The following is a 23690-nucleotide window of genomic DNA, read 5'->3' on the forward strand; positions in this document are numbered from 1 at the left end:
GCCCAGCCGTTCCTTCCGTCTGAAGTCTGATTGTCGAGTTCTGTCGCTCGACTCCTGTGTGGATTTTCCGCAATCCATATCGTACCAAACTCCCGTATGTTAAACTAGTATGTAGTGCATTGTGTAGTCAAATTGACACGACCTTGTTACGGAGAAGCTATTTATTTTTCTGAAATAAGTCTTCTACTTATTAGCCATAATCAGGGCGGAGTAAACGCAGATTGACGGAAGTTTCTAAAAAGTGTGCAATAAATAGTGTAAACCAAGGTTGATAAACAATTAGCAGGCCCGCTTTTATAAGCAGTAGAGCCATGGTTGGAGGAGTAAGATGGAAACACAAAAGAAGTATGTCATGTTCGTCGATGAGACGGGAACGCCAAAGGGGAACACGCAATTCAATCTGACCGGCGTATTGATGGAATATAAATATGCAATTGATGCCGATGAAGCCGGCATGCCTTGCGAATTGAAACGTCGGTTACACGCCTTCAAACGTGACGTGTTCAAGACAGAAAATATCCCGCTCCATTTAAAAGAGATTTTAAAAGCCGAGCATCCGTACGGGAAAGAAGACGGCATCACGATCGATATGCTTCGTGATTTCTGGAACAAGTTGCCTGATTTCTTGCGTGATATCGACTGTACGATCGTCAGCGTCGAGGTCGATAAACAAAAGCTCCATGACTTCTACTCGACACCGAAAGACCCGTACGTCGTCGCATTCGCTCACTTGATGAAGTCGTTCTATGCGTTTTTGGAAGAGACGGAAGCCGTCAGCGCCCGCGTCGTCTTGGAGTCACGGGATGACTATCAGAACTTGCTCATCCAAAAAGCGTTCTTCGATATCTTCAATTCGGGGACGGTCCATCTCGACGTCGAGAAGAGCCGTCAAAAAATCAAAGGCTTCATCTTTTCAGAGAAGCAGAACACGGTGTATCAGTCAGGTCTTGAAATCGCTGACCTCGTCTGCCTCCCGCTCTCACGCGTGCGCCGCGGCGTCATCGAAGTAAAACCACGGTTCGTCCATTATGGGGATGAGAACCGCATCTTCAAAGCCATCAAGGACAAGATTTACATTCGTAAAGAAAGTCCTGACCAAGATTTCCGCAACTGGGGATTCAAAAAAGTACCGATCACGAAAAAGCGCCGCGAATGGAGCGACCATCCGTGGAACCACTAAAAACTGCCTTGCCGATTATTCGGCAAGGCAGTTTTTCGTTCATTGTCCGGTCGCTTGCTTGGACTTCATTCGTTTTTTCCCTTCGCGGCACATATCGAGCAGCGGACATGTCTCGCAAGCAGGACGTTGCGCTTTGCAGTGATAGCGGCCGAAGAAGATGAACTGGTGGTGGAGCTGTGACCATTCTTCGCGCGGGAACTTCTTCATGAGCGTGTCCTCGACTTGACGGACGTTATCTTTCCAACGACAGATACCGAGACGTTTCGAGACACGCTCGACGTGCGTGTCGACGGCGAATGCCGGTTCGTGAAATGCGACGGACAAGACGACGTTCGCCGTCTTCCGTCCGACGCCAGGCAACGCCTCGAGCGATTCGCGATCCGACGGGACGATCCCGTCGTGACGTTCCACGATTTGCATCGAGAGCGCCTTCACGTTTTTCGCCTTGTTCCGATACAGACCGATGCGCTTGATTAACGCCTCAATGTCGGCGACGTCAGCAGCGGCCATCGATTCGACGGTCGGATAGGTCTCGAACAGACCAGGCGTCACTTTGTTGACGAGTGCATCGGTCGCCTGCGCCGATAACGCCACGGCCACGACAAGCTCGAACGGATTACGGTGCGTCAACTCACAGTGGGCGTCCGGGAACATGCGACGCATCGTGTCAGACACTTCGGTCAATTGGGCTCTCGTCAACATCACTTTTTCCTCCGTTGATAATCGACGAGGTCCTCGAGTGACTCGACGTTGTGGTCTTGCCACACTCTGAGAATCTTGTCCATATATTTAAAGTTGCGTACGTTGCGAAGCTTTGCTTCCCGAAGCGCGGCCATAATCAGCTCTTCACTGAAGCCGTCCTCGGTCAACCAACCGACAATCTGTTCGATCTCGAACGGAGTGATCGTCCCGAATTCGCGCTCAAACGTATGAATGATGTTCTCATTTAACGAATGAGCCGATTTTTCAGGTGTCGCCCCTTCTTCGAGCGCAAGGAACAACGGGAGCAGACTGTATCGTTCAACCTCGGTCGACGCATCGATGGCGATCAACTCTTTTTGGAGCAAGCCGAGCAAAACGGAACGAGCCTCGCTTTCGGCCACGTTCATTCGGTCTCCGAGTTCGCTCGGAAGCGGCATCTCAATACCTTCCCCTGTCATCTCAAGCAAGTGGATGACGAGATTGAACTCGACCGGACTCAAGTTGAGGCGACGCGCCTCCGTGAACAGTTTTCTCGGAACGACGACTGGATTTTGTTCGAACAGCTTGATTAGATTATGTGCATCCATGTCGCACATCCTTTCTAGACAAATCAATCGGGGAAGACGAAGTCATCCCCGATTGGCGATTATGGGTGAATGCGGTTCAAGAGGCGTGGGAACGGAATCGCTTCGCGGATATGCTCGATACCGCTAATCCAGGCGACCGTACGCTCAAGACCAAGACCGAAGCCAGAGTGCGGGACCGACCCGTATTTGCGAAGTTCGAGGTACCAGTCGTACGCGTCCGTCTCATCGAGACCTTCTTTGATGATTTCTTCTTTCAACCGGTCGTAATCGTCTTCACGTTGCGAACCGCCGATAATCTCGCCGTAGCCTTCCGGTGCGATCAAGTCGGCACAGAGGACGAGTTCCGGGTTTTCCGAATCGACTTTCATATAGAACGGCTTGATGTCTTTCGGCCAATGTGTGATGAACACCGGGAGGTCATGCGCGTTGGCGATGGCCGTCTCGTGCGGGGCACCGAAATCGTCGCCGTACTCGATGTCGTCGAAGCCTTCGTCTTTTAAGAACTTGATCGCATCGGTGTAACGGACACGCGGGAACGGTGCTTGGACTTTCTCAAGTTTCGACAAGTCGCGTCCGAGCAGTTCCAATTCGTTGCGGCAGTTTTCGAGCGCCGATTTGGCGATATACGAGACGTAGCGCTCTTGGAGCTCGAGGCTCATGTCGTGGTCGAAGAATGCCATCTCCGGCTCGATCATCCAGAACTCGATCAAGTGGCGGCGCGTCTTCGATTTCTCGGCCCGGAACGTCGGTCCGAACGAGAAAACTTTGCCAAGTGCCATCGCGGCAGCTTCCATGTATAGCTGGCCCGTTTGTGACAAGTAGGCCGGTTGTCCGAAGTAATCTGTCTCGAACAACTCAGTCGTTCCTTCCGGTGCACTCGACGTGATGATTGGTGGATCGATTTTCACGAAACCTTCTTGGTTGTAGAACTCATACGTCGCCCGAATCAATTCGTTACGAACTTTCATGATCGCGTGCTGGCGACGCGAACGGAGCCAAAGGTGACGGTTGTCCATCAAGAACTCGGTACCGTGCTCTTTCGGTGTGATCGGATAGTCGATTGATTCTGCAATCACTTCCATCGCCGTCACTTCGAGCTCGAAGCCGAGCGGCGTGCGCCCGCCGTCCGATTTGACCGTACCGGTGACCCAGACCGAAGTTTCTTGCGTCACGCCTTTAGCGAGCGCGAACAACGCTTCGGCTACATCGGCTTTGACGACGACGGCTTGAGCGAAACCGCTCCCGTCACGAAGTTGAAGGAAAGCGATCTTTCCACTCGAACGTTTGTTGGCGATCCAGGCTCCGACGCGGACCGTCTGGCCTTCGTAATCTTTAAATTGGCTGATTGAAATAGTTGTCATATCCATATCCATCCTTTCGCTTATCGAGCTTTACGTGTAATGAAGTCTTCTACTCGATCGAGCGCTTCTAATACCCGTTTCAATTCTGTTGCATAAGACAAGCGGACGTAGTCGTCCTGTCCGAAACCTGAGCCTGGAACGAGGGCGACAAACGCTTCGCCGAGTACGGCCTCACACCATGCGTCGACCGAGTCATATCCGCTCATCAATGCCGCCTCTTTGGCGTTGGCATATAAGTAAAATGCGCCTTGCGGCTTCAAGCATGTGATGCCTGGAATGGCAATCAAACGCTCATAAACGATCTCGAGTCGTTCCGCGAATGAGACACGCATCATCTCGACGTCGTCTTGTGGTCCGTTATACGCTTCGACCGCCGCCGCTTGGGCGATTGACGTCGGGTTCGATGTCGAGTGCGATGCGAGGTTCGTCATCGCCTCAATAATTGTCTTATCGCCGACCGCATAACCGATGCGCCATCCGGTCATCGCGTGTGACTTCGAGACGCCATTGATGATGATTGTCCGCTCCAACATCCCTGGAAGCGTCGCGATTGAGACGAACTCCGCATCGCCGTAGACGAGTTTCTCATAAATCTCGTCACTGACGACGAGCAAATCGTGTCGTTTGATGACGTCCGCGAGTGCCGACAGTTCGGCCTCGGTATAAATCATACCGGTCGGGTTCGACGGACTGTTCAAGATGACCGCTTTCGTCCGTTCCGTGATGGCCGCCTCGAGCAACTCTGGCGTCAATTTGAACATCGTCGACTCATTCGTATCGACGTACACCGGGACACCGTCCGCGAGCTTCACTTGCTCCGGATAGCTGACCCAGTACGGTACCGGGATGATGACTTCGTCGCCTTCATCTAAAATCGCTTGGAACAATGTATAGAGGGCATGCTTCGCACCTGAGGCGACCATGACCTCCGCACGCGTGAACGTCAAGTTGCTGTCGCGCTTCGTCTTCTCGATGATCGCGTCTTTCAATTCGACCGTCCCGCCTGATGGCGTATACTTCGTGTCACCATCGCGCGCGGCCTGACAGGCTACCTCGATAATGCGTTCCGGCGTATTGAAGTCCGGTTCCCCGGCGCCGAGGCCGATGACGTCTTGTCCCGAAGCCTTTAACGCTTTCGCTTTCGCTGTGATGGCGAGTGTCGTTGAAGGTGTCAACTGCTTTACACGTTGTGCCAATAGATGTTCCACAAAAACTCCCCCTTGGTTTCGTTACGAGTCCGTCAATTGGACCCGTCGAATAAATTCGCCCTCTTGGAGCGTATAATACGAATACGTATACGATGCGCCCGATTTCGTCACGACCTCAATCAAGGCCCGTTCGTCAAACCCGTATTTACAGCTGACGAGTGACCCGCCCGTTTCTGCGACCGATTCGGCACAGACTTGATCTAAGTCGACCGACGCGATGTCACGCGTCACAATCGGCAACTTGTCATCGACTGGCACGAACTGGACTTGATCCGTCTCCTCGAAGACGACGTACGGTTCCGTCCCGTTATACAGCTCGGCCCGTTCGATGTTGACGGACGGTTGCTCGGTCTCGAGACGCTCGCGTGCCGCCTCGATCATCTTGTCTTTCGTGCGCTCGGTATGACCGACCGTGAACCAATAGATGCCACTAAATACGATGACGACACCGATGAGTGCCGTCATGAACGCAACCACTACTTTGGTCTTCCGTGTCATTCCGTCCGATAGATGGTGAACACCATCTCTTCTTTCTTCGGATCATTCACTTTTTTCTCTAAAGCAAGACCGAACATTAAATCTTGGCCCTTCAACGTGCGGTTTAACAAGTCGACAATTTTGTATACATCTGCCGTCGGCTCGATTCGAACCGTCGCCAACGTCTCGATATTCGAATTCATGATTACTCCTCCTTCAAAAAACACTATACCCATTATTATAAAACGATAATATCACGATGCCTAGCGTTATCTCTGATTTCCTAGGCCGGTCTTTTCTTTCTCGTCTAAAAATAGCTCCAGTTCGGCGAGTGCAGTCTCGAGCGGACCGTCGATTCGGTCGACGACCGGCAAACTGTTGATGAACTGCTTCCCATAACGGGTCGTCTCGACACGACGGTCAAAGACGAAGATGGCGCCGTAATCCTCTTTCGAACGAATCAGACGGCCGACCCCTTGTTTAAAGCGGATCACCGCTTGCGGGAGTGACAGCTCGAAGAATGACGATTTGCCTGTCGCCTCGATTTTCTCGGACCGCGCCTGCATGACCGGTTGGTCGGGCGGGGCGAACGGGAGTCGGACGATAATGAGGCAAGTGAGTGCCTCGCCCGGAATGTCGACGCCTTCCCAGAAGCTGGCCGTCCCGAACAAAATCGATTGGTCGATGCGCTTGAATTGTTTCGTCAAACGGCTGCGTGATCCGCCGCTGACGCCTTGGGCGAGGAGCGTATAACCTTCATCAAGCTGGTCTTTGACGGCCTCGTGCGTCAACCGCAACAGTTCGTTCGATGTGAACAAGACGAGCATCCGTCCTTTCGTCACATTGGCGATTTGGGCAATCGAGCCTGCAATCTGTTCGACGAACCGCGGCAACGGAACCTCGTTGATGAGCGGGATATCGGATGGCACGAACAGTTTCGCTTGTTTCTTGAAATCAAACGGTGACGCCAGGACGACGCGACGGACATCCTCGCCGTCGAGTCCAAGACGGCGTTCGATGAATCCGAATCGGCCCGAAACGGTCATCGTCGCCGACGTCAAGACGGTCGAACGCTTGGCGAACAGTCGTTCATGCAAGAGCAGACCGATTTCGACCGGTTGCGTATACACCGAAGTCAACTTACGGTTGGCCAGGTTGAGTTCGACCCAACTGACAGCATCGTCATCCCGCGTGAGCATCGTCTCGTAGAGCACGCTCTCGATATCGCGCACGTCCCCGATGAACGCCTTCAAATCCCCGAGTACGGCCCGTTGTTTGAACGTCATATGTTCTTTATGCTCATCGAGAAGGCGATGCAGTTGCCGGAGCGTCGTCCGGAGTGTCCGCAGACGGTCTTCGAGTCGCTTCGCCACTTCCCGAATCGGACGGAACGGCTCCCCTTCCCGCTCAAAGCGGACGGTTTGACGTTGCTCCCGCTTTTTACCGAGCGACTGGAGCGCCGTGAGCAAATCGTTCAGTTCATCGTCGACGCGGGCGAGCGCTTGATCGGTCGCCTTGCTGAACGCCTCGGCTTCTTCTGCGACGGCCGTCAAATCAGCGAGTCCAAGCACGCGTGAATGGAACTTGCCATCGGCGCCGTAACCGAACCACTTGAACAAGCGGTCGAACTGAATCGCGTCGAACGTCACACCGAAGTGATGCGACGCGACTTCCTCGACTTGATGGGCTTCATCTAAGATGAGCGGCGTATCGGTCGGAAGAATCCCGGCCTGATGCTGCAAATCAGAGAACAATAAGGCGTGGTTCGTCACGATGATATCGGCCTCTTTCGAGCGCAAGACGGCCCGGGTGAAGAAGTCCCGGCTATACCACGGGTCAAAGCGGCCGAAGTCCGAGGCCGCGTCGGCTTGGATGAGCCGTTTGAACGAGGCCGGCCCTTGTGACGCCGCGCCTGGTAGCGACAACTCTTCCAAGTCGCCTGTCACGGTCTCGGTCAACCAGACGAGTACCATCGCCTTGCACATCGCTGGGAGCAAGCCTTCGTTCTCCTCCTCGAGAATCATCTCGAACTTGCGGAGGTCGATGTAATTGCGTCTCCCTTTCAACAACGTGAATTCGACTTCAGGGAAAATCGCTTTTAAAATCGGCAAATCTCGAGTCAACAGCTGTTCCTGCAATTGAATCGTATGTGTGCTGACGACGACCGGTCGTTTCGTCTCGAGCGCGTGATGTGCGCTCGGAATCAAATACGCCAACGTTTTTCCGGTCCCTGTCCCCGCCTCGATTAACAGTGTCGCTTCGTCATCGAGCGCTTTATAGACGTGGCGCATCATCTCAAATTGACTTTGACGCGGCTCGAATTGCCCGAACAATGCCGGGAGCGTCTCTTCAATCGTCCGGTGAAGGAACGGCTCGAACGGCTCGCGTTCAATGGCGGGTTCGAACGTGTCGACGAGACGTCTCAGTGCGATTTTCCGATGAACATCGTACGTCGTCTCGTCGTCGGCCCGGATCCCGACTTGAATGATCAACTCATCGAGCAGCGGCTCGACGTTGCTCGTCCACGACTCGGACAACCGCCGCAATTGTTTTAGCGTGACGAGCGGTAACGCGCGCAACCGCTCGACCAAGCGAACGAACAGTTCAGCCGTTGCCTCGGCGTCGCTGAGCGCGCGGTGCGCGTCGGTGTGGACGAGGTTGAACGTCTCGGCGAGCGACTCGAGTGCGTGGCTCTCGAGCGTCGGGTATAGAATCCGCGCCAGCTCGACCGTGTCGATGGCCCGGCCCTGGAACGGGATATACCCGGCCAACTCTAAGCTTTCATTCAAAAAATTCAAATCAAACGATACATTATGGGCGACAAAAATCCGCCCGTCTAGCATCTTCCATATATCTGGGATCACTTCCTCAAACGTCGGGGCTTCCGCCACGTCTTGATTCGTGATCGTCGTCAACTGCGTGATAAAAGGCGGGATTGGGCGACTCGGACGAATCAAGGTACTGTAGCGCTCAATCACTTCACTCCCTTGAACGACCACCGCCGCAAATTCAATCAATTCGTCGCCGGACTTGACGGAATGACCAGTCGTCTCCAAATCCACTATCACATAGGTGTCCATAACATCCATCCCATCTTCGGCACGCTCGTGCTTTCTGTCTGTCTCATCTTACCATAGAACGATACACGAAAAAACGGGGATGCCTCTCGCGGACATCCCCGTTCGTCTTATAAAATCGTATGGGCGATTTCTTCGTATAGAAGTTGATCAATCTCGTTTCGCTCGTTCAAGACGGCGACTTTCGGACGATGTTGTTTCGCTTCCTCGGCCGTCATTTGACCGTACGCCATGATGATGACGACGTCCCCGACTTGGAAGTGACGGGCCGCAGCCCCGTTCAAACAGACGACACCTGAGCCTCGTTCGCCCTTGATGACGTACGTCTCGATGCGAGCCCCGTTATGGTTGTTCGTGATGTGGACATGCTCGTTCTCCATGATCCCGACCGCATCCATTAAATCTTCATCGATCGTGATCGAGCCGACGTAATGTAAATTCGCCTCGGTGACGGTCGCCTTGTGTAGTTTTGCGTGCATAAATGTTCGAATCATTGGATTCATCCTTTCTTCCAAATCACATTATCAATCAAGCGGGCCCGTTCGAACTGCACCGCTACAGCAATCAATAGTTCGGTTGACGCGGAGGTCACCTCGGTCAACGTCGGATAGTCTTTGATTTCGACATAGTCGATCGTACTGCTCGGAATGTGCTTCAAGCGGTCCTCGAGCCGTGCCATCACGTCTCGAATCGCCTCACCTTGCGCAAGGGCGTCTCGCGCCTCAATCAAGGCACGGTTGATGTCACTCGCATCCGCCTTCTCTGACTCCGACAAATAGACGTTACGGGACGATTTCGCAAGGCCCGACGGTTCACGGATAATCGCACAGCGGCGAATCTCGACCGGGACGAAATAGTCGCGGACGTAACCTTCGATTAGAGCGACCTGTTGCGCATCCTTCAACCCAAAGTAAGCGCGGGTCGGACGGACGAGATTGAACAGTTTCGAGACGACGGTCAAGACGCCATCGAAATGACCGGGACGACTGGCCCCGCATAAGACGTCAGCGCCGGTGCGCACCGTCACACGTGCCATGTCGAGCGGATACATCGTCTCCGTGTTCGGGTAGAACAAGACGTCGACACCCGCCTCGCGAGCGAGTGCCTCGTCCCGCTCGAAATCACGCGGATAGCGGTCGAGGTCTTCGTTCGGTCCGAACTGGGTCGGGTTGACAAAGATACTCATGACGACGAGGTCGTTTTCTGACTTGGCCGCTTCGACGAGACTGAGGTGCCCTTCATGCAAATAACCCATCGTCGGGACGAAACCGATCGTCCCGACACCTGTCAATGCTTCTTGTAACGAACGTGGGGTCGTGACGATGTTCATGCCTTGCCCCCGTAGAGCGTGTCGAGCAATGACTCATCCATCGTGAACGTGTGCCGTTCGAGCGGGAACGAGCCGTCTTTCGTCGCATCGACGTAATTGCGGATTGCTGTCGTCGCTACTTCATTCACGTCGGCATATGCCTCGACGAACTTCGGAAGGCGGTCGACGCCATATTTCAAGATATCGTGATAGACGAGTACTTGGCCATCCACATCGGCACCCGCACCGATTCCGATGACCGGGATGCTGAGCGCCTCGGCAATCTTTTTGGCCAATTGATGCGGCACACACTCGAGGACGAGCATCTTCGCGCCGACCCGCTCCGCCTCGAGGCTATCGGCAATCAACTGTTCTGCGTCTTCGAGCGACTTGCCTTGTACTTTATAACCTTCGAGCACACCGACCGATTGCGGAGTGAGACCAAGGTGGGCGACACACGGCATACCGACTTTCGTCAGACGCTCGATCGTTTCAAGCACCTCACCCGCCCCTTCAAGTTTAATCGCATCGGCTTGTCCGTCTTGGAACAACGTCGCGGCCGCTTGAAGCGTGCGGTCGAAATCACCGTGGTATGTCGCGAACGGCATATCGACGATGACGAACGTGTCACGGGCCCCGCGGCGAACCGCTTTCGCGTGATGGACCATGTCCGAGATTGTCACAGGAATCGTCGAATCGTAACCGAGCACGACCATCCCGAGCGAGTCCCCGACTAAAATGATATCGACGCCTGCAGCCTCGGCCAGTTTCGCGGACGGGTAATCGTAGGCAGTCAACATAACTAATTTTTCTTCTTGCTTCATCTTCTTCAATAACGAAGTCATCGTATGCATATAGTTCTCCTCCTAATGTGGAGACAGGTTAGAAAAAACGCCTTCCTACACGAATGGTAAGAAGGCGCACGAAAACAATCTCAAGTAGATGAGTGTCCTTCTGTCCCTGTCAAAATGATCAAGGCAGACAAAAAAATGTAGTGACGGTCTGCAGTACTGGTACACTTCGCGAGCGATAGCGTCCGGCACATTCATTATAGACCACGAACCCGTTTCCATCAATCATTCCAAACTGCGATCTCGGCAGAATAAATCGGCTCCACCGTTCCTTCATGTTCCAACAGGAGTGCCCCTTCCTCTGAAATGCCGCGCATCGTCCCGCGTCTTGGCTTCCCTGACGCCGTCAACGTCACCGGTTCGTTTAGATAGGCGGCGTGTTCGAGCCAATGGGCGCGCACAGAATCAAATCCTGAGGCGAGGAACAAATCGTATTCCGTCTCGAGCTCGGCGAGCAAGTGCGCGAGCAACTCGCTTCTCCGATACGTCTGATTCGTTTCAAGCTTGATGGACGTCGCGCGATGGGCGAGCTCGTCCGGGATGACATCGCTATTGACGTTCAACCCGAATCCGAGGATGACGGCTTGAATCCGGTCACCCTCCGTCTGCATCTCGGTCAAGATGCCGCCGATTTTTTTCCCATTGAGCAACAAGTCATTCGGCCATTTGATGGTAGCCGGGATACCTTGCGCATGCAGGGCGCGCGCGAACGCGCTCGCCGCCATGAGCGTCAGTTTCGAGGCGTCGCGAATCGGCAACGCCGGGCGCAGGATGACACTCGCCGCGATATTGACGTGGCTTGGATTATACCAGTTCCGGCCGAGTTGGCCTCGTCCCGCTGTCTGCTCCTCGCTGATGACGAGCGTTCCTTCGAGGACGCCTTTTTGCGCCAATTCATGGGCGATGCGTTGGGTCGTATCGACTTGATCAAACGCATGGACGGCTTGTCCGAAGCGTCCTTTTCGGAACGATACGAACGCTGGCTCATCGAGTCGGTCGGTCTGGCCGAACAATTGATACCCTTTTCGAGGAATCGTCTCAATCGCATACCCATCTTGTTTTAACATCTCAATATGCTTCCAAATAGCGGTACGTGAAATATTTAATTGACGGGCCAACTCCTGACCACTCCAGACGGTCCCGTCCTGCAACAGGTTTAATACTTTTCCGCGTGTTGAAGCCATCGTTTCGCCTCCTTTCGTAACGGTTCCGGTTCGTTGGCGAGCTCGCCTTCCAGCACGAGCCGTTCGACGTGGGCGAGCACTTGTTTGATGAGCGGACCCTTGGCCCCGATTTGGAGCGCGTCACGGCCGTCGAAGCGAAGCTCCCGGCGCGATTGAATCGGCAACTGCCGCTTCAACTGTTCAGCCGTCTCCGTCCGACCCGACATGTCGAGATACGTCGAGAGCGTCGCCGTCGTCGTCTCGTAAATCGTGAACGTGTCGAGGCCGGTCGTGAACAACCGGGCGAGCACGTTCGCTTCCCGTTTCAGCGCGTTCGAGCGTTTCCACGGCGTCAACCAATCGGTCGCAGCGGCATGATGGACGAACAGCGCCCAGCCGCCGACCGGATTGACCGGCGTCCGTCTGTCGGCGATGACGCGCTCAATCAGTTCTTCCGAGACGTTCGGTAAGTACTGATGGATGCCGAGGTCCAGTATCGCCGCCAGCGCTTTTCGATACGCCGGACCGACCATCAGCTTCTCAAACTCGATGGCGACCCGCTCCATCGCGATGTCTTGCAGTTTATGACCGAGTTCGCGGGAAGCCCGTTGCACGTCGTCATCGAGACGGAAATCGAGCTGGGCCATGAAGCGGAACGCCCGCATGATGCGGAGCGCGTCCTCATTGAAGCGTTCGTACGGGCTGCCGACGGTACGAATGACACGCGCCTCAAGATCCATCCGACCGCCGAACAAATCGACGACGTTGCCATTGTGGAACGCCATCGCGTTCATCGTGAAGTCGCGCCGTTTCATATCCTCCTCGAGCGAGACGCCGAGCGACACGTGGTCGGGCCGTCTCGAATCCGAATAGGTCCCTTCCGACCGGAACGTCGTCACTTCGAACGGATGATGGTCGAGAATGACCGTCACTGTGCCGTGATCGATTCCGGTCGGTACCGATTTCGGGAACAAGCGCATAACTTCGTCCGGAAAGAGCGACGTGGCGATATCGATGTCATCCGGAAGCGTACCGCGCATATAGTCGCGGACGGCCCCCCCGACGATATACGCTTCGCCGCCGTGGGCGTTAATCGTTTCGATAATCTGTTTGGCGTATTCCCATTCCGTCATGGGCGCACCACCTGTTCATAAAGCGATTCATATGCCGTGACGATATCAGCCGACGCGAACTGTTTGGCCCGTTCGAGCCCGTTCGTGCGGAAGCGTGCATGCAGTTCCCCGTCAAGCAAAATCGCTTCGAGCGCTCTCGTCGCCGCGAGCGCGTCGCCGCGTTTGACGACGAACCCTTCCACGCCGTCAGTGATGACTTCCGGCAATCCGCCCGCATCGCTGACGACCGACGGGACGCCCGTCGCCATCGCCTCGAGCGCGACGAGACCGAACGCCTCTTTGTCCGATAACAGGATGTGGACGTCGCAAATCGACAAGAGCGCCGCCACTTGTTCTTGCTTCCCGGCGAAGATGACTTGCTCTTCGAGTCCCATTTCGCTCACGAGGCGGCGCATCGCTCCCATGAGCGGACCGTCGCCGACGAGGAGCAGTTTCTTATGTGGGACGTTCATCTGCTGGAACGCCTCGAGCACGAGATCGATTCGCTTCACTTGCCGGAAGTTCGAGATATGGATGACGACCCGGTCTTGATCGGACAAGCCATACCGTTCGCGGAGCGACGTGTCGGCCTGCGGTTGATAGACCGCCTCATCGATGAAGTTGTGAATGACGTCAATCGATAAGTCGGACCCAATCCGCTCGAGCGTCTCTTGCTTCAAACTGTCCGAGACGGCCGTGATGGCGTTCGATTGGCGTAAGCCGTACAAAATCGCCGGCTTCAATTCCTCATCTTCCCCGAGCACGGTGATATCCGTGCCATGGAGTGTCGACACGATCGGTGTCTTTGTCCCCGCCATCTCGCGTCCGAGGGCGGCACAGACGGCGTGCGGCACCGCATAGTGGGCGTGGATGACATCGAGGCCGAACGCCCGGATGACGCTCGCAATCTTCGACGCCAGCGTGATGTCGTACGGTGGATACCGGAACACCGAGTATTGATTGATCTCGACTTGGTGGAACGTGATGTTCGGATGATAGGCGTTCAATCGGAATGGGATGCTCGACGTGATGAAATGGACGTCATGGCCCCGGTCGGCGAGTTTCATCCCGAGCTCGGTGGCGAGAATGCCCGAACCCCCGACCGACGGATAACAGAGAACTCCGATTCGTAGACTCATGTGAGCTCACCTGCCCGATGGACGACGTACGGGCGACTCGTCATCAACCCTTCCGCATATGCGGTCCCGATTAAGCTGCCGAAGTGACGTTCCCGCGCCAACACCCGTTCGAGATAGGCGTCCGTGAGCGGCGTTGCCACGCCGTCGACCGGTGTGAACTGACTGGCATAGGCGCGCAAGGCGTCAAGTTTTTGCTCGATTGTCCCTGTGATGTCGATGCAGACGTCCGGTGTCGTATGGGCGTTAATCATATATTGATAGACGCTCGACGGCCGATATGCCGGGACGTCGGGCATGTATTTACGGATTCCGGCATTAAAGAGCGCCTCCTCGACGAGTCGGGCGCAGGCGCCGTGGTCGGGATGGCGGTCGATGCCGTATGGATACAGGACGTGTGTCGGACGCTCGGACCGAATCAATCGGACGATTGACTCGATTTGCGTGGTGTCCCCGGTCAGGCCCCGGTCCGGGAACCCGAGATTGATGCGACGGATGCCGAGCACCCGATCGGCCGTTTCGGCTTCGATGCCGCGTGTGACGACGTCCCCGTTCGAAGACAGCTCCGCTCTCGTCAAATCGACGTATAGGACGTCGACCCCGGCCTCGGTCCATTGGGCGGTCATGCCGGCGATTCCGATTTCGATATCGTCTGGATGGGCCCCGATTGCTACTATTTTCATAAAATCACCTCTTCTGTGAAAATTATATCGGACTCATCGCAGAATGTCATATGTAGAGGGTAGTCAATCCAGAGGTTTTTCGAGTACGCTACTAGGTGGGAGGTGAACCAAATGACGGTACAATTACCGATTCGGTTTCGCAATATATTCTTTATTTTAATTGGTTCCTTTATCTTCGCGTTCGGCGTCTATCATTTCAACGTCCAGAACAATTTGGCGGAAGGCGGATTCACGGGCATCACCTTGATTCTGCGCGGTTTGTTCGACTGGTCGCCATCGATCACGAACTTGGCGCTCAACATCCCGCTCTTTTTTGTCAGCTACAAGCTGCTCGGGCGGACGACGTTCATCTATACGCTCATCGGGACGTTCAGTTTCTCGCTCTGGTACGCCCTCATCGCCAAGTACTCGAATCTAATCATCGATTTGACGGACGATATGGTGCTCGCGAGTCTATTCGCCGGTCTCTTCATCGGAGTCGGTCTCGGCATCATCTTCAATAACGGCGGGACGACGGGAGGCGTCGATATCATCGCCCGGCTCGTCCAACGTTATGTTGGCTGGTCAATCGGCAAGACGTTCCTCGTGTTCGACTTTTTCGTCATCGTCCTCAGTTTGACGTATCTCGATATCCGCGAGGCGATGTACACGCTCCTCGCCGTCTATATCGGTGCCCGCGTCATCGACTCGATGCAAGAAGGGACATACGCCGGCAAGGCCGCCATGATTATCAGCGATCATCGTACGGCCATCGCTGACGGGATTCACGCCACGATGAACCGTGGGACGACACGGCTCCTCGCCAAGGGCGGCTATTCGAATAAAGAGCTCGAAGTGCTATACGTCGTCGTTGGACGAAACGAAGTCAATCGGTTGAAGACAATCGTCAAACAGATCGACCCACACGCCTTCGTCACGTTCCACCACGTCTATGAGGTCGGCGGTGAAGGGTTCACGTTCGATGAGAACCGTGTCCCGCTGAAATAAGTCACGACAAACGACGCCCCGTTCGGATGAACGGGGCGTTTCATTATGGCTCGATTCGGACAATCTCAAAATCGAGTGGACCGCCCGGTGAAGCGATTGATACGGATTGACCGACAACGCCTCCCATCAACCCACTACCGAGCGGGGACGATACGGAAATCGTTTCTTCCGCCAAATCAGCCTCGAGCTCACCGACGAGGCGATACGTCTCATCGTTCCCGTCCGGTAATTCCCGAATGACGACTCGGCTCCCGAACGCGACGACGTCGGGCCGACCCTCGTCGACGATAACGGCATCGGCGAGCAGACGCTCCAGTTCGATAATTTTAGTCTCAATCCGCTCTTGTTCCCGGACCGCCTCCACGTACGTCACGTCTTCACGAAAATCACAAAACTTTCGGGCCGTCTTGACGCGTTCGAGCGCCTCATGCCGGCTATCCCCGCGCAACGTCTCCAGCTGTTCTTGTAAGCGGAGCCGTCCCGCTTTCGTCAATTGTGGTTGATTCATCTGCTACTCCTTTCGAAAGCAAAATTAAAAAAGTCCCGTCACGTGGACGGGACCCTTGATTCTACTCATCACGTGGCATGAAGACGATGAGCGCCAAGCGGATCAGTTCGGCGACGGCGACAAGTGTGGCCGCCACATATGTCCAAGCCGCCGCGTTGAGCACTTTGCGTGCGCCCGACTCTTCCGTTGCCGTGACGATGCCGTGGCTCGTCAATTCAGCCATAGCCCGTTTCGAGGCATCGAATTCGACAGGTAACGTGACGAGTTGGAACACGACCGCCCCGAGCATCATGATGACACCGAGTTGGGCGAGCCCCATCGCGCCGAGCAAGAAACCACCTAAGAGAAGTGGGAACGACAAGTTCGACGTGATGTTCACGATCGGGACGAGACGGTGACGGACCCGCATCAACTTATAGTCGGATGCATCTTGAATCACGTGGCCAATCTCGTGGGCCGCAATCGCAGCCGATGAAATCGTCGACCCTTGATACACTTCGCGCGACAGACGGACGACTTTATTGACCGGGTCGTAATGGTCACTCATCAAACCATCGACCATCTCGATCCGGACGTTATGAACGCCGTTTTGTTTCATGATGAAGTCAGCGACCTGTGCACCCGTGACTCCGCTTTGAATCGGTTGTTGGAGAAACTTTTTGTACGTACTTTTCACTCGCATCTGGGCCCATAACGGAATGAGCATAATCAGTGCAAGATAGAAAATATAGCCACCTAATGACATGTTCTCTATCACCTCTGCGTGTATTTGATAATCTGATTTTACATTCTAATGAACTTATTATCAAGCGAAGTGCGTAGGATGATGTGGTATCCCATAAAAAAACATATTCCGGTCAACCAGAACGACCCGTAGCCGATCCAGGCGATATGTTCGGCCAGTGACGGATAACGCGGCCATTGTCCGAGCACGTAGTCGACGACGTCGTTATGGATGACCCAGATGAGCGTCAAGACAAACGAGCGGACCGTCCATGTCATGAACGGTGCGTACAACAGCGCCTGGAACGCCATCGCCCCGTGTGACACCATCAGCATGACGGCCATGAGCACGGTGAACGTCTCGGCATCGGGACCGAGTTCCCGTAAGAACAAGATGTTCATGATGACGGCCCATACCCCGTATTTGATGAGCGTCACGAAGGCGAGCGTCTCCATGAGGGGTGACTTCTTCCCGGCAATCCATAAGCCGAGCACGACCGTGAAGAAGAGCGAGGCCGTCGGACTGTCCGGCACGAACGGCCAATAGATGAGCGGTGTGTCACGGAGCTGGGGCTCATACCAGACATATCCGTAAATCGTTCCGAACAAGTTGATGATGAACAAGAGCACCAAGACGGTCCGATGGGTGAGAAACGGGCGTAACATATGTATCATTCGTGTATTCCATCCTTTTTTTCTCTATTGTAGCGCAACGGAGGCGAAGTAAAAAGAAGCGTGACCCGTTAGACGGGCCACGCTTCTTGAACCAATCGATTATTGGTTGTTTTCGCCGCCTTCACCGTATGAAGCGATGAATTCAGACATGGCTTGGAGATCTTCATCCGAACCATCCCATTGACCGGCTGGCATCGTACCGACACCGTTGACCGCGATATCCGCGATCTCTTCGGCCGTATACTGTGTGCCGACGAGTGCAGGAGCTGCTGCCCCGCCTTCGAGGTTCTGACCGTGACAGTTCACACAAGACTGAGCCGAATAAATCTCATAGCCAGGTGCGGCCGTATCGATTTCAGGGCCCTCGCCCGGAACTTCCAAGATCCCTTGTTCATGAACTTGATCCCAGTGCGTCGTTTGAACCGATTCCCACGTCAAGTAGAAAATCGACAACACACCGAGAAGCATGAAGCTAATGGCGACCGGACGTTTGGCCGGACGGCGTTCGAGTCCTTGGTCGAGCCATGGTGCGATCAAGAGCGCCGTGAAAGCGACCCCTGGCAAGATGACCGTTCCAAGCAAGATCCAATCCCCTGCTGCGAACTGATACTTGAGCAATTGATACAAGAACAAGAAATACCAGTCCGGAAGCGGAATGTATGACGTGTTCGTTGGATCGGCGATGTTTTGGAGCGGTGGGGCCTCGACAATCGTCAAGGCGATGAATCCGATCAAGAAGACCGAACCGACCATCCACTCTTTCAACAAGAAGTTCGGCCAGAACGCTTCCGTGCGTCCTGGATACTCTGAATAGTCTTTAGCAATATTTTGTTTCCGATTCGAGATTCCTACTCGAGAGTCGGTTACAAATTTCATCCCTTTACCGCGATGCATATCGTTTCTCCTCCTTTTTGTCTTCGAATCGGCTTATAGCGGTCCTGAGATCCCTTGCTTACGAATCATCAAGAAGTGGGCTCCGAGGAGTCCGAACAAGGCCGCCGGTAAGAAGAAGACGTGAATGGCGAAGAAGTTCGTGAGCGTCCGTGCGCCGACGATCTCGCCACCGGCGAGAAGCGTTTTGGCGATACCACCAATGACCGGGACACTCTCGGCAATTTGAAGTGTAACTTTCGTCGCGAACAACGCTTTCATATCCCACGGCAACAAGTACCCTGTAAGACCGAGCGCCAAGACGACGAAGAACAAGAGAACACCGACGACCCAGTTGAGTTCGCGAGGTTTCTTATACGACCCGGTAAAGAATACGCGGAGCGTATGTAAGAACAACATGACGATCGCAACCGATGCGCCCCAGTGGTGCATCCCACGAACGATTTGTCCGTGCGCGATCTCGTTTTGAAGATAGTACACCGACGCGTGCGCGTTGATGATGTCTGGTACATAGTACATCGTCAAGAACATCCCTGACAGAATTTGAATCACGATCGTGAAGAACGTCAGACCGCCGAAGCAATAAACAAATGCTGAAAAGTGATGGGCAGGGTTGACGTGTTCTGGAACTTCATGGTCAGCGATGTCGCGCCATAACGGCGTGATGTCGACGCGTTCATCGACCCAATCATAAATTTTTTGTAACATCGACTATTCCCCCTCTCACAACTGTGCGACTGGACTGCCCAAGTATAGGAAGCCGTCTTTTTCTTCTTTTTCGTAGCGTGCAAGTGGTGCAGTCGGAGGCGTACCAGGAATGTTCGTTCCATCTTTCTCATAGCGACCGAAGTGACACGGGCAGAAGAATTCTGTCGGTCGAGTCGGGTCTCCACCATATCCTACTTGGCAGCCGAGGTGCGTACAAATTGGAGACAAGGCGATGATTTCGCCGCTCTCATCTTTAAATACCCACGCCGAAAGCGTTTCTTCAAATTCATACCAAGCATCTTGCGTTTGTTTCTTAAAGTCGACACGTTGCGGCTCAGTCGTGATGTCATCAAGACTGATGACTTTTACTTTATCGCCCGCTCCCGATTTTTTTAAGACCGGATCGATCGCAAAGTTGACCATCGGACTGATCAATGTTGCCGCCATAAAGCCACCTACACCAGTCAACGTATACGTTAAGAACTGACGGCGTGTGACTTTTGACCCATTTTGAGCCATTTCGTTCCCCCCTCATTCGTGTGCATAACCCCATAATTCTTTATGCATTCTTCACAAAAATTTCTCACTCAACAAAATAGTATATCAATAAAACCTCCACGTCAACCGCTTCATGTCGCCATCCAACGGCTCGAAAGATCGGTAATGACTTGCGTCGCAAAATTTTGAACCATCGTGTGCGACTGCTCGCCGGACATGCCTTTCAACGCAAGCGGCGGAACGAAAATAATCGGCAGTTCAGAGCCCTTGAAACGCAAATCCGAGGAGATGAACAACACGTGGGTAAACCCCGATGCCGTCGCCTGAACAGTAACTTGTTCGGCGAGCGCACGCCCTGCCTCCGCGTCGACATAACTGATTGTCGGGCTTAGCATCGTCCGACCGGACAATTGGCGCTCGGTTTCAAGTGCCACCGCCTGGATGACTTCGTTTCCTTCGGCTTTCCGCACCATGTCCTCATCAAACGCCAATTCGACGAGCGGGACGACGAGCGTATCGACGTATTGGCGTTCTGAGAGCGACTTCATCGCGTCTAGACCATCGAACCTCATCTTCCTCCTCCTCTCCATTAGACATACATCATTATGTTCATTGTAGCGTACCTACAATCGTTCCCTCTGCGAAACTTATGAACGAAATGTGAAATTATTGTGTATTCCTACGTCATTAATATACCAAAAAACAAGCGCAACCCATAACGGAAGCGCTTGTTTTTATTAAAATAATTTTGAGGCTCGGACTTGATGGAGCTGGCTCGTCAAGTTGCGGAACAATTTCTCGTCCCGTCGGTCGAGTGCCTTATCGATTTCGACGAGCAGACGCTCCTCCTCGAACTGGGCAACCGAGGCCCGAATGACCGTCTGGGCCGACGTCGTCACTTCGTCTTTCACTTCGGCGACGGGTTCGAACGGATTCAATTCCACGATATCAATCCACAGCTCATCAATCATCATGCCTTGAAAGTTCAACTCCACGTAGATGGCGCCGTCGTGGAGCCGGATGTCGTGATACGCCTTCTCGGGATTGACCGTGATGAGGTCACCCCGACGGTAACGGAACGGTTCGCCGTCAAATCCATACGCCGTCATGATCAAACTGCGCGGTGAGACCGAGGCGTTCGTGACGAAATGAACGTTCCCGAGTTTTTCTGGATGTCTGAGCCAGTAGTCGATAATCCACTTGGCTTCTCGTTTACGAAGCGTATGATGAGCGAGGAATCGCTTTAAAAATGTTCTTTTCCGCTCGACCATATGACCCCATCTCCTTTATATCGTTTAATCGTGATCCGTCAACCGTTCGAGCCGCTCTTCAAGTGCTTGGCGGTCATCGACATCGACAGTGAGCGCAAGCGTTTGCTCGAGCACTCGTTGCGCTTGGTCACGCTGTCCTTCTTCTATCAATAGTGTAGCCCATTCAATCGCAAATGACACGTCCTCTTTATAAACTTGCTCGATCGACCGGTATAACGTGACGGCCGTATCATAGTCCTCAAGTTCATAGGCCGCTTTCGCCTTGTACCATGTCATGAGTGGAGACGTCGAATGTTCCTCGAGCGCATCGATTGTCTCGAGGACGGCCTCCATGTCCCCGGCTTCGAACAAGACCGATAAGAGCAGCTCAGTCGCCTGAAGGGACTCCGGATTCAATGCGAGCGCCTCGCGCAGTTCCGTGACCGCCTCATCTGTCCGACCTTGTTTCAAGAACAGTTTCGCTTTTACCGTACGCAACTCGTCGTTATAGTCGTCGCGGTCAATCCCTTGGCCAATCACCTCAAGCGCCTCATCGAAGCGGCCGAGTTCGTCGAGCGCTTCCGTGTAAGGCAGATAGAGCGACGTGAAGTCCGGGTCCATCGAGCGAAGCGACTCAAACTGTTTGACGGCAATTTCGTCACGTCCGATGCGGTGGGCCGTCATGGCGTGACCGAAAATCGTGTTCAAGTTGCGGTCTTCCGCCTTCTCATACTCATCGAGTGCCTCTTCGAACGAACCGATCATCGTGAGCGCCTCGGCGTAATCGGCCTGATAATCGAGTTCTTCCGGCAAGCGCAAGTGCGGCAGACGCGCGTACAGCGGTACCGCCTGTTCGAACGATCCGATCGACGCGTACAACTCGGCCAATCCGTAGATGAGGAGCGGTTCGTCCGGGTTCGTCTCGAGCGCCTCCATCAGTTTCTTGACGGCGACCTCGTCCAACCCTTGTGATTGATATAAATCGGCGAGGAGGACGAGGCTACGCATATGCGCTTCCTTGTCCGTCGTATCGATTTTCTCGAGGACGGCAATCGCCTCTTCTTCCCGGTCACTGTCCAAGTAGGCCTCGGCGAGCGACAAGGCGACGTGCGGGTTGCCCGCATAATCGACATATAGCGCTGCGAGCAACTTGACGGCCCGATCGGCGAGGCCGAGTTCGAGGTAGAGATCGGCGATGGCCAACCGGTCCTCGTCCGACCCTTCCTTCTCGAGCGATTCGAGATGCATGAGGGCATGCTCCGTCTCACCTTTTTCAAGCATCTCAATGATATGGTTTAATTCTGTTTCGTCTAACATCGTCAAAATTCCTCCTAGCGGCTACTCGTATTGACGTTATTCTATCTCACGACCGAGTCGTTGTAAATCGTCACGGAAGCGCGGGTAACTCACGTCCGCTGCCTCGACATCGTCAATCGTCACATGTTCCGTAGTCAATAAGTCCGCAATTTGGAGCATCATCGCCAAGCGATGATCTCCGTGCGAGGAGACGTGTCCCCCGTGCAAACGGCTCGGATAGACGTCAAAGCCGTCATCCGTCTCGCGAAGGTCGACACCGAGCGCCTTCAATTCGCTCGCGACCGTCTGAATCCGGTCCGTCTCTTTCACGCGGAGCTCCCCCGCATCCCGGACTGACGATGGGCTCGACGCCTGCGACGCGACGAGGGCGAATAATGGCAACTCGTCGATTTGATGTGGGATGGCGGTCCCGTCCAACCGGATGCCGTGGAGCGTGCTCGTCGACACGGTGACGTCCCCGACCGATTCTTCTCCGAGTGCGCGGACGTTCGTCACGTCAACGTGCGCCCCCATCCGTTCGAGCGTGCGCAAAAAGCCAATCCGTGTCTCGTTCAAACAGACGTCGGTCGTCGTGACGCGACTATCCGGGACGAGCGCGGCCCCGGCCCACCAAAAGGCGGCCGAGGACGGGTCAGCCGGTACGGCCACCGTCGCGCCTTCCAGGACGGACGGCGACAGCCGAATCGTCCGAACCCCCTCTTCCGAAGTGATGTCAATCTGCCCGTTGAACAGCGGCAGCATGCGTTCAGTATGATCCCTCGACAAGACCGGCTCGCGCACGATCGTCGGGCTGTCCGCACGGAGTCCAGCCAATAAAATGGCTGATTTCACTTGCGCGCTCGCGACAGGCAACGTGTAATCGATGCCCGTCAACGCCCGCCCGCGGATCTGGAGCGGAGCGACGTCACCTGCAAGGTCGGCTCCCATGGCGCGCAACGGGGCAGTGACGCGTCGCATCGGTCTCTTCGAGAGCGAGGCGTCGCCGGTGAGCGTGAACGTCCCGTCGTAGCCTGCAAGCAGTCCCGTCAAGAGACGCATCGTCGTGCCGGAGTTCCCGCAATCGAGTTCCGCCGACGTGAGCGACGGGCTGCCAGTGATGACGAGTCGTTCCGCTTGTTCATCGACTTGTGCGCCCAAACGACGGATCGCCTCGAGCGTCGACCGGCAATCATCACCGAGGAGCGGGTCGTACACTGTCGTCTGTCCGTGCGCCACGGCCCCGAGCAATAACGCCCGGTGCGTAATCGACTTATCGCTCGGTACGCGTATCAATCCGTTCAATCCCAT

At 54.5% G+C, this 23690-nt stretch carries 26 protein-coding genes; 2 read left to right on the forward strand and 24 right to left on the reverse strand.

Features of this window, described 5'->3' with window-relative positions; genetic code table 11:
• The first annotated feature begins 328 nt into the window (after positions 1 to 328).
• Positions 329 to 1180: a DUF3800 domain-containing protein gene (locus tag KNP81_RS09380; RefSeq protein WP_021067230.1), complete on the forward strand. Its 852-nt coding sequence runs from the start codon at positions 329 to 331 to the stop codon at positions 1178 to 1180.
• 39 nt (positions 1181 to 1219) lie between these two features.
• Here KNP81_RS09380 and nth read toward each other — a convergent pair whose 3' ends face one another.
• From nth to bshB1, 14 genes are all read right to left on the reverse strand, one after another.
• The gene (gene nth / locus KNP81_RS09385) at positions 1220 to 1882 is read right to left on the reverse strand and encodes an endonuclease III (RefSeq protein ID WP_021067228.1); all 663 of its coding nucleotides are present in this window, start codon (positions 1880 to 1882) and stop codon (positions 1220 to 1222) included.
• Entirely contained in the window at positions 1882 to 2469 is a 588-nt protein-coding gene (locus tag KNP81_RS09390) for a DnaD domain-containing protein (RefSeq protein ID WP_021067227.1), read from the reverse strand. Before KNP81_RS09390 ends, nth begins: the two co-directional genes overlap by 1 nt.
• A 59-nt stretch (positions 2470 to 2528) precedes the next feature.
• Positions 2529 to 3830, reverse strand: coding sequence for an asparagine--tRNA ligase (gene asnS / locus KNP81_RS09395; protein ID WP_214719751.1), 1302 nt, complete (start codon positions 3828 to 3830; stop codon positions 2529 to 2531).
• Positions 3831 to 3850: 20 nt separating this feature from the next.
• Complete coding sequence (locus KNP81_RS09400) at positions 3851 to 5038, reverse strand: pyridoxal phosphate-dependent aminotransferase (RefSeq protein ID WP_214719752.1); 1188 nt, start codon at positions 5036 to 5038, stop codon at positions 3851 to 3853.
• A 21-nt stretch (positions 5039 to 5059) separates the two neighbouring features.
• A complete protein-coding gene (locus KNP81_RS09405) occupies positions 5060 to 5503 on the reverse strand; it encodes a hypothetical protein (protein WP_251130323.1) in 444 nt (147 codons plus the stop codon).
• A 29-nt stretch (positions 5504 to 5532) separates the two neighbouring features.
• Positions 5533 to 5718, reverse strand: coding sequence for a YpmA family protein (locus tag KNP81_RS09410; RefSeq protein ID WP_021067223.1), 186 nt, complete (start codon positions 5716 to 5718; stop codon positions 5533 to 5535).
• Between the two features lie 66 nt (positions 5719 to 5784).
• The gene (dinG, locus tag KNP81_RS09415) at positions 5785 to 8595 is read right to left on the reverse strand and encodes an ATP-dependent DNA helicase DinG (protein WP_214719754.1); all 2811 of its coding nucleotides are present in this window, start codon (positions 8593 to 8595) and stop codon (positions 5785 to 5787) included.
• 107 nt (positions 8596 to 8702) lie between these two features.
• Entirely contained in the window at positions 8703 to 9086 is a 384-nt protein-coding gene (gene panD, locus KNP81_RS09420; protein WP_021067221.1) for an aspartate 1-decarboxylase, read from the reverse strand.
• A gap of 5 nt (positions 9087 to 9091) precedes the next feature.
• Positions 9092 to 9922, reverse strand: coding sequence for a pantoate--beta-alanine ligase (panC, locus tag KNP81_RS09425; protein ID WP_214719755.1), 831 nt, complete (start codon positions 9920 to 9922; stop codon positions 9092 to 9094).
• Positions 9919 to 10755: a 3-methyl-2-oxobutanoate hydroxymethyltransferase gene (gene panB, locus KNP81_RS09430; RefSeq protein ID WP_214719756.1), complete on the reverse strand. Its 837-nt coding sequence runs from the start codon at positions 10753 to 10755 to the stop codon at positions 9919 to 9921. The genes panC and panB overlap by 4 nt, the downstream gene beginning before the upstream one ends.
• Before the next feature lie 218 nt (positions 10756 to 10973).
• Positions 10974 to 11936, reverse strand: a complete 963-nt coding sequence (locus KNP81_RS09435) for a biotin--[acetyl-CoA-carboxylase] ligase (protein WP_214719757.1) — start codon at positions 11934 to 11936, stop codon at positions 10974 to 10976.
• Positions 11909 to 13048, reverse strand: coding sequence for a CCA tRNA nucleotidyltransferase (locus KNP81_RS09440; protein ID WP_214719758.1), 1140 nt, complete (start codon positions 13046 to 13048; stop codon positions 11909 to 11911). Before KNP81_RS09440 ends, KNP81_RS09435 begins: the two co-directional genes overlap by 28 nt.
• The gene (bshA, locus tag KNP81_RS09445) at positions 13045 to 14166 is read right to left on the reverse strand and encodes an N-acetyl-alpha-D-glucosaminyl L-malate synthase BshA (RefSeq protein WP_021067216.1); all 1122 of its coding nucleotides are present in this window, start codon (positions 14164 to 14166) and stop codon (positions 13045 to 13047) included. The genes KNP81_RS09440 and bshA overlap by 4 nt, the downstream gene beginning before the upstream one ends.
• Positions 14163 to 14846, reverse strand: coding sequence for a bacillithiol biosynthesis deacetylase BshB1 (gene bshB1, locus KNP81_RS09450; RefSeq protein WP_214719759.1), 684 nt, complete (start codon positions 14844 to 14846; stop codon positions 14163 to 14165). Before bshB1 ends, bshA begins: the two co-directional genes overlap by 4 nt.
• 111 nt (positions 14847 to 14957) lie before the next feature.
• On the opposite strand from bshB1, the gene KNP81_RS09455 reads away from it, so the two are divergent.
• Positions 14958 to 15833: a YitT family protein gene (locus KNP81_RS09455; protein WP_021067214.1), complete on the forward strand. Its 876-nt coding sequence runs from the start codon at positions 14958 to 14960 to the stop codon at positions 15831 to 15833.
• Positions 15834 to 15876: 43 nt separating this feature from the next.
• Here KNP81_RS09455 and KNP81_RS09460 read toward each other — a convergent pair whose 3' ends face one another.
• The 10 genes from KNP81_RS09460 to aroA form a co-directional block, all read right to left on the reverse strand.
• Positions 15877 to 16341, reverse strand: a complete 465-nt coding sequence (locus KNP81_RS09460) for a GreA/GreB family elongation factor (RefSeq protein ID WP_021067213.1) — start codon at positions 16339 to 16341, stop codon at positions 15877 to 15879.
• Between the two features lie 61 nt (positions 16342 to 16402).
• Positions 16403 to 17086 carry a zinc metallopeptidase gene (locus KNP81_RS09465; protein ID WP_214719760.1) on the reverse strand — a complete coding sequence of 228 codons (684 nt, stop codon included), beginning with the start codon at positions 17084 to 17086 and terminating at the stop codon, positions 16403 to 16405.
• Between the two features lie 38 nt (positions 17087 to 17124).
• A complete protein-coding gene (locus tag KNP81_RS09470; RefSeq protein WP_214719761.1) occupies positions 17125 to 17739 on the reverse strand; it encodes a DUF1405 domain-containing protein in 615 nt (204 codons plus the stop codon).
• Between the two features lie 99 nt (positions 17740 to 17838).
• On the reverse strand, positions 17839 to 18633 hold the full coding sequence (locus tag KNP81_RS09475; RefSeq protein ID WP_021067210.1) for a menaquinol-cytochrome c reductase cytochrome b/c subunit: 795 nt from the start codon (positions 18631 to 18633) through the stop codon (positions 17839 to 17841).
• A 33-nt stretch (positions 18634 to 18666) separates the two neighbouring features.
• Entirely contained in the window at positions 18667 to 19338 is a 672-nt protein-coding gene (gene qcrB, locus KNP81_RS09480) for a menaquinol-cytochrome c reductase cytochrome b subunit (RefSeq protein ID WP_021067209.1), read from the reverse strand.
• A gap of 15 nt (positions 19339 to 19353) precedes the next feature.
• Positions 19354 to 19857, reverse strand: a complete 504-nt coding sequence (locus tag KNP81_RS09485; RefSeq protein ID WP_021067208.1) for a QcrA and Rieske domain-containing protein — start codon at positions 19855 to 19857, stop codon at positions 19354 to 19356.
• Positions 19858 to 19967: 110 nt separating this feature from the next.
• Complete coding sequence (locus tag KNP81_RS09490) at positions 19968 to 20408, reverse strand: DUF2487 family protein (RefSeq protein WP_021067207.1); 441 nt, start codon at positions 20406 to 20408, stop codon at positions 19968 to 19970.
• 165 nt (positions 20409 to 20573) lie between these two features.
• On the reverse strand, positions 20574 to 21107 hold the full coding sequence (locus KNP81_RS09495; protein WP_021067206.1) for a ReoY family proteolytic degradation factor: 534 nt from the start codon (positions 21105 to 21107) through the stop codon (positions 20574 to 20576).
• A 24-nt stretch (positions 21108 to 21131) separates the two neighbouring features.
• Complete coding sequence (locus KNP81_RS09500; protein ID WP_214719762.1) at positions 21132 to 22403, reverse strand: tetratricopeptide repeat protein; 1272 nt, start codon at positions 22401 to 22403, stop codon at positions 21132 to 21134.
• A 36-nt stretch (positions 22404 to 22439) separates the two neighbouring features.
• The gene (gene aroA / locus KNP81_RS09505; protein ID WP_214719763.1) at positions 22440 to 23690 is read right to left on the reverse strand and encodes a 3-phosphoshikimate 1-carboxyvinyltransferase; all 1251 of its coding nucleotides are present in this window, start codon (positions 23688 to 23690) and stop codon (positions 22440 to 22442) included.

It is taken from the genome of Exiguobacterium sp. s149 (assembly GCF_018618395.1).
Classification (GTDB): domain Bacteria; phylum Bacillota; class Bacilli; order Exiguobacteriales; family Exiguobacteriaceae; genus Exiguobacterium; species Exiguobacterium chiriqhucha.

What these genes read in the sequence shown, in the direction of transcription:
- KNP81_RS09380 (WP_021067230.1), top strand. Translation starts at nt 329, where the DNA reads ATGGAAACACAAAAGAAGTATGTCATGTTCGTCGATGAGACGGGAACG.
- nth (WP_021067228.1), bottom strand. Translation starts at nt 1,882, where the DNA reads ATGTTGACGAGAGCCCAATTGACCGAAGTGTCTGACACGATGCGTCGC.
- KNP81_RS09390 (WP_021067227.1), bottom strand. Translation starts at nt 2,469, where the DNA reads ATGGATGCACATAATCTAATCAAGCTGTTCGAACAAAATCCAGTCGTC.
- asnS (WP_214719751.1), bottom strand. Translation starts at nt 3,830, where the DNA reads ATGACAACTATTTCAATCAGCCAATTTAAAGATTACGAAGGCCAGACG.
- KNP81_RS09405 (WP_251130323.1), bottom strand. Translation starts at nt 5,503, where the DNA reads ATGACGGCACTCATCGGTGTCGTCATCGTATTTAGTGGCATCTATTGG.
- KNP81_RS09410 (WP_021067223.1), bottom strand. Translation starts at nt 5,718, where the DNA reads ATGAATTCGAATATCGAGACGTTGGCGACGGTTCGAATCGAGCCGACG.
- dinG (WP_214719754.1), bottom strand. Translation starts at nt 8,595, where the DNA reads ATGGACACCTATGTGATAGTGGATTTGGAGACGACTGGTCATTCCGTC.
- panD (WP_021067221.1), bottom strand. Translation starts at nt 9,086, where the DNA reads ATGATTCGAACATTTATGCACGCAAAACTACACAAGGCGACCGTCACC.
- panC (WP_214719755.1), bottom strand. Translation starts at nt 9,922, where the DNA reads ATGAACATCGTCACGACCCCACGTTCGTTACAAGAAGCATTGACAGGT.
- panB (WP_214719756.1), bottom strand. Translation starts at nt 10,755, where the DNA reads ATGCATACGATGACTTCGTTATTGAAGAAGATGAAGCAAGAAGAAAAA.
- KNP81_RS09435 (WP_214719757.1), bottom strand. Translation starts at nt 11,936, where the DNA reads ATGGCTTCAACACGCGGAAAAGTATTAAACCTGTTGCAGGACGGGACC.
- KNP81_RS09440 (WP_214719758.1), bottom strand. Translation starts at nt 13,048, where the DNA reads ATGACGGAATGGGAATACGCCAAACAGATTATCGAAACGATTAACGCC.
- bshA (WP_021067216.1), bottom strand. Translation starts at nt 14,166, where the DNA reads ATGAGTCTACGAATCGGAGTTCTCTGTTATCCGTCGGTCGGGGGTTCG.
- bshB1 (WP_214719759.1), bottom strand. Translation starts at nt 14,846, where the DNA reads ATGAAAATAGTAGCAATCGGGGCCCATCCAGACGATATCGAAATCGGA.
- KNP81_RS09455 (WP_021067214.1), top strand. Translation starts at nt 14,958, where the DNA reads ATGACGGTACAATTACCGATTCGGTTTCGCAATATATTCTTTATTTTA.
- KNP81_RS09460 (WP_021067213.1), bottom strand. Translation starts at nt 16,341, where the DNA reads ATGAATCAACCACAATTGACGAAAGCGGGACGGCTCCGCTTACAAGAA.
- KNP81_RS09465 (WP_214719760.1), bottom strand. Translation starts at nt 17,086, where the DNA reads ATGTCATTAGGTGGCTATATTTTCTATCTTGCACTGATTATGCTCATT.
- KNP81_RS09470 (WP_214719761.1), bottom strand. Translation starts at nt 17,739, where the DNA reads ATGATACATATGTTACGCCCGTTTCTCACCCATCGGACCGTCTTGGTG.
- KNP81_RS09475 (WP_021067210.1), bottom strand. Translation starts at nt 18,633, where the DNA reads ATGCATCGCGGTAAAGGGATGAAATTTGTAACCGACTCTCGAGTAGGA.
- qcrB (WP_021067209.1), bottom strand. Translation starts at nt 19,338, where the DNA reads ATGTTACAAAAAATTTATGATTGGGTCGATGAACGCGTCGACATCACG.
- KNP81_RS09485 (WP_021067208.1), bottom strand. Translation starts at nt 19,857, where the DNA reads ATGGCTCAAAATGGGTCAAAAGTCACACGCCGTCAGTTCTTAACGTAT.
- KNP81_RS09490 (WP_021067207.1), bottom strand. Translation starts at nt 20,408, where the DNA reads ATGAGGTTCGATGGTCTAGACGCGATGAAGTCGCTCTCAGAACGCCAA.
- KNP81_RS09495 (WP_021067206.1), bottom strand. Translation starts at nt 21,107, where the DNA reads ATGGTCGAGCGGAAAAGAACATTTTTAAAGCGATTCCTCGCTCATCAT.
- KNP81_RS09500 (WP_214719762.1), bottom strand. Translation starts at nt 22,403, where the DNA reads ATGTTAGACGAAACAGAATTAAACCATATCATTGAGATGCTTGAAAAA.
- aroA (WP_214719763.1), bottom strand. Translation starts at nt 23,690, where the DNA reads ATGGGATTGAACGGATTGATACGCGTACCGAGCGATAAGTCGATTACG.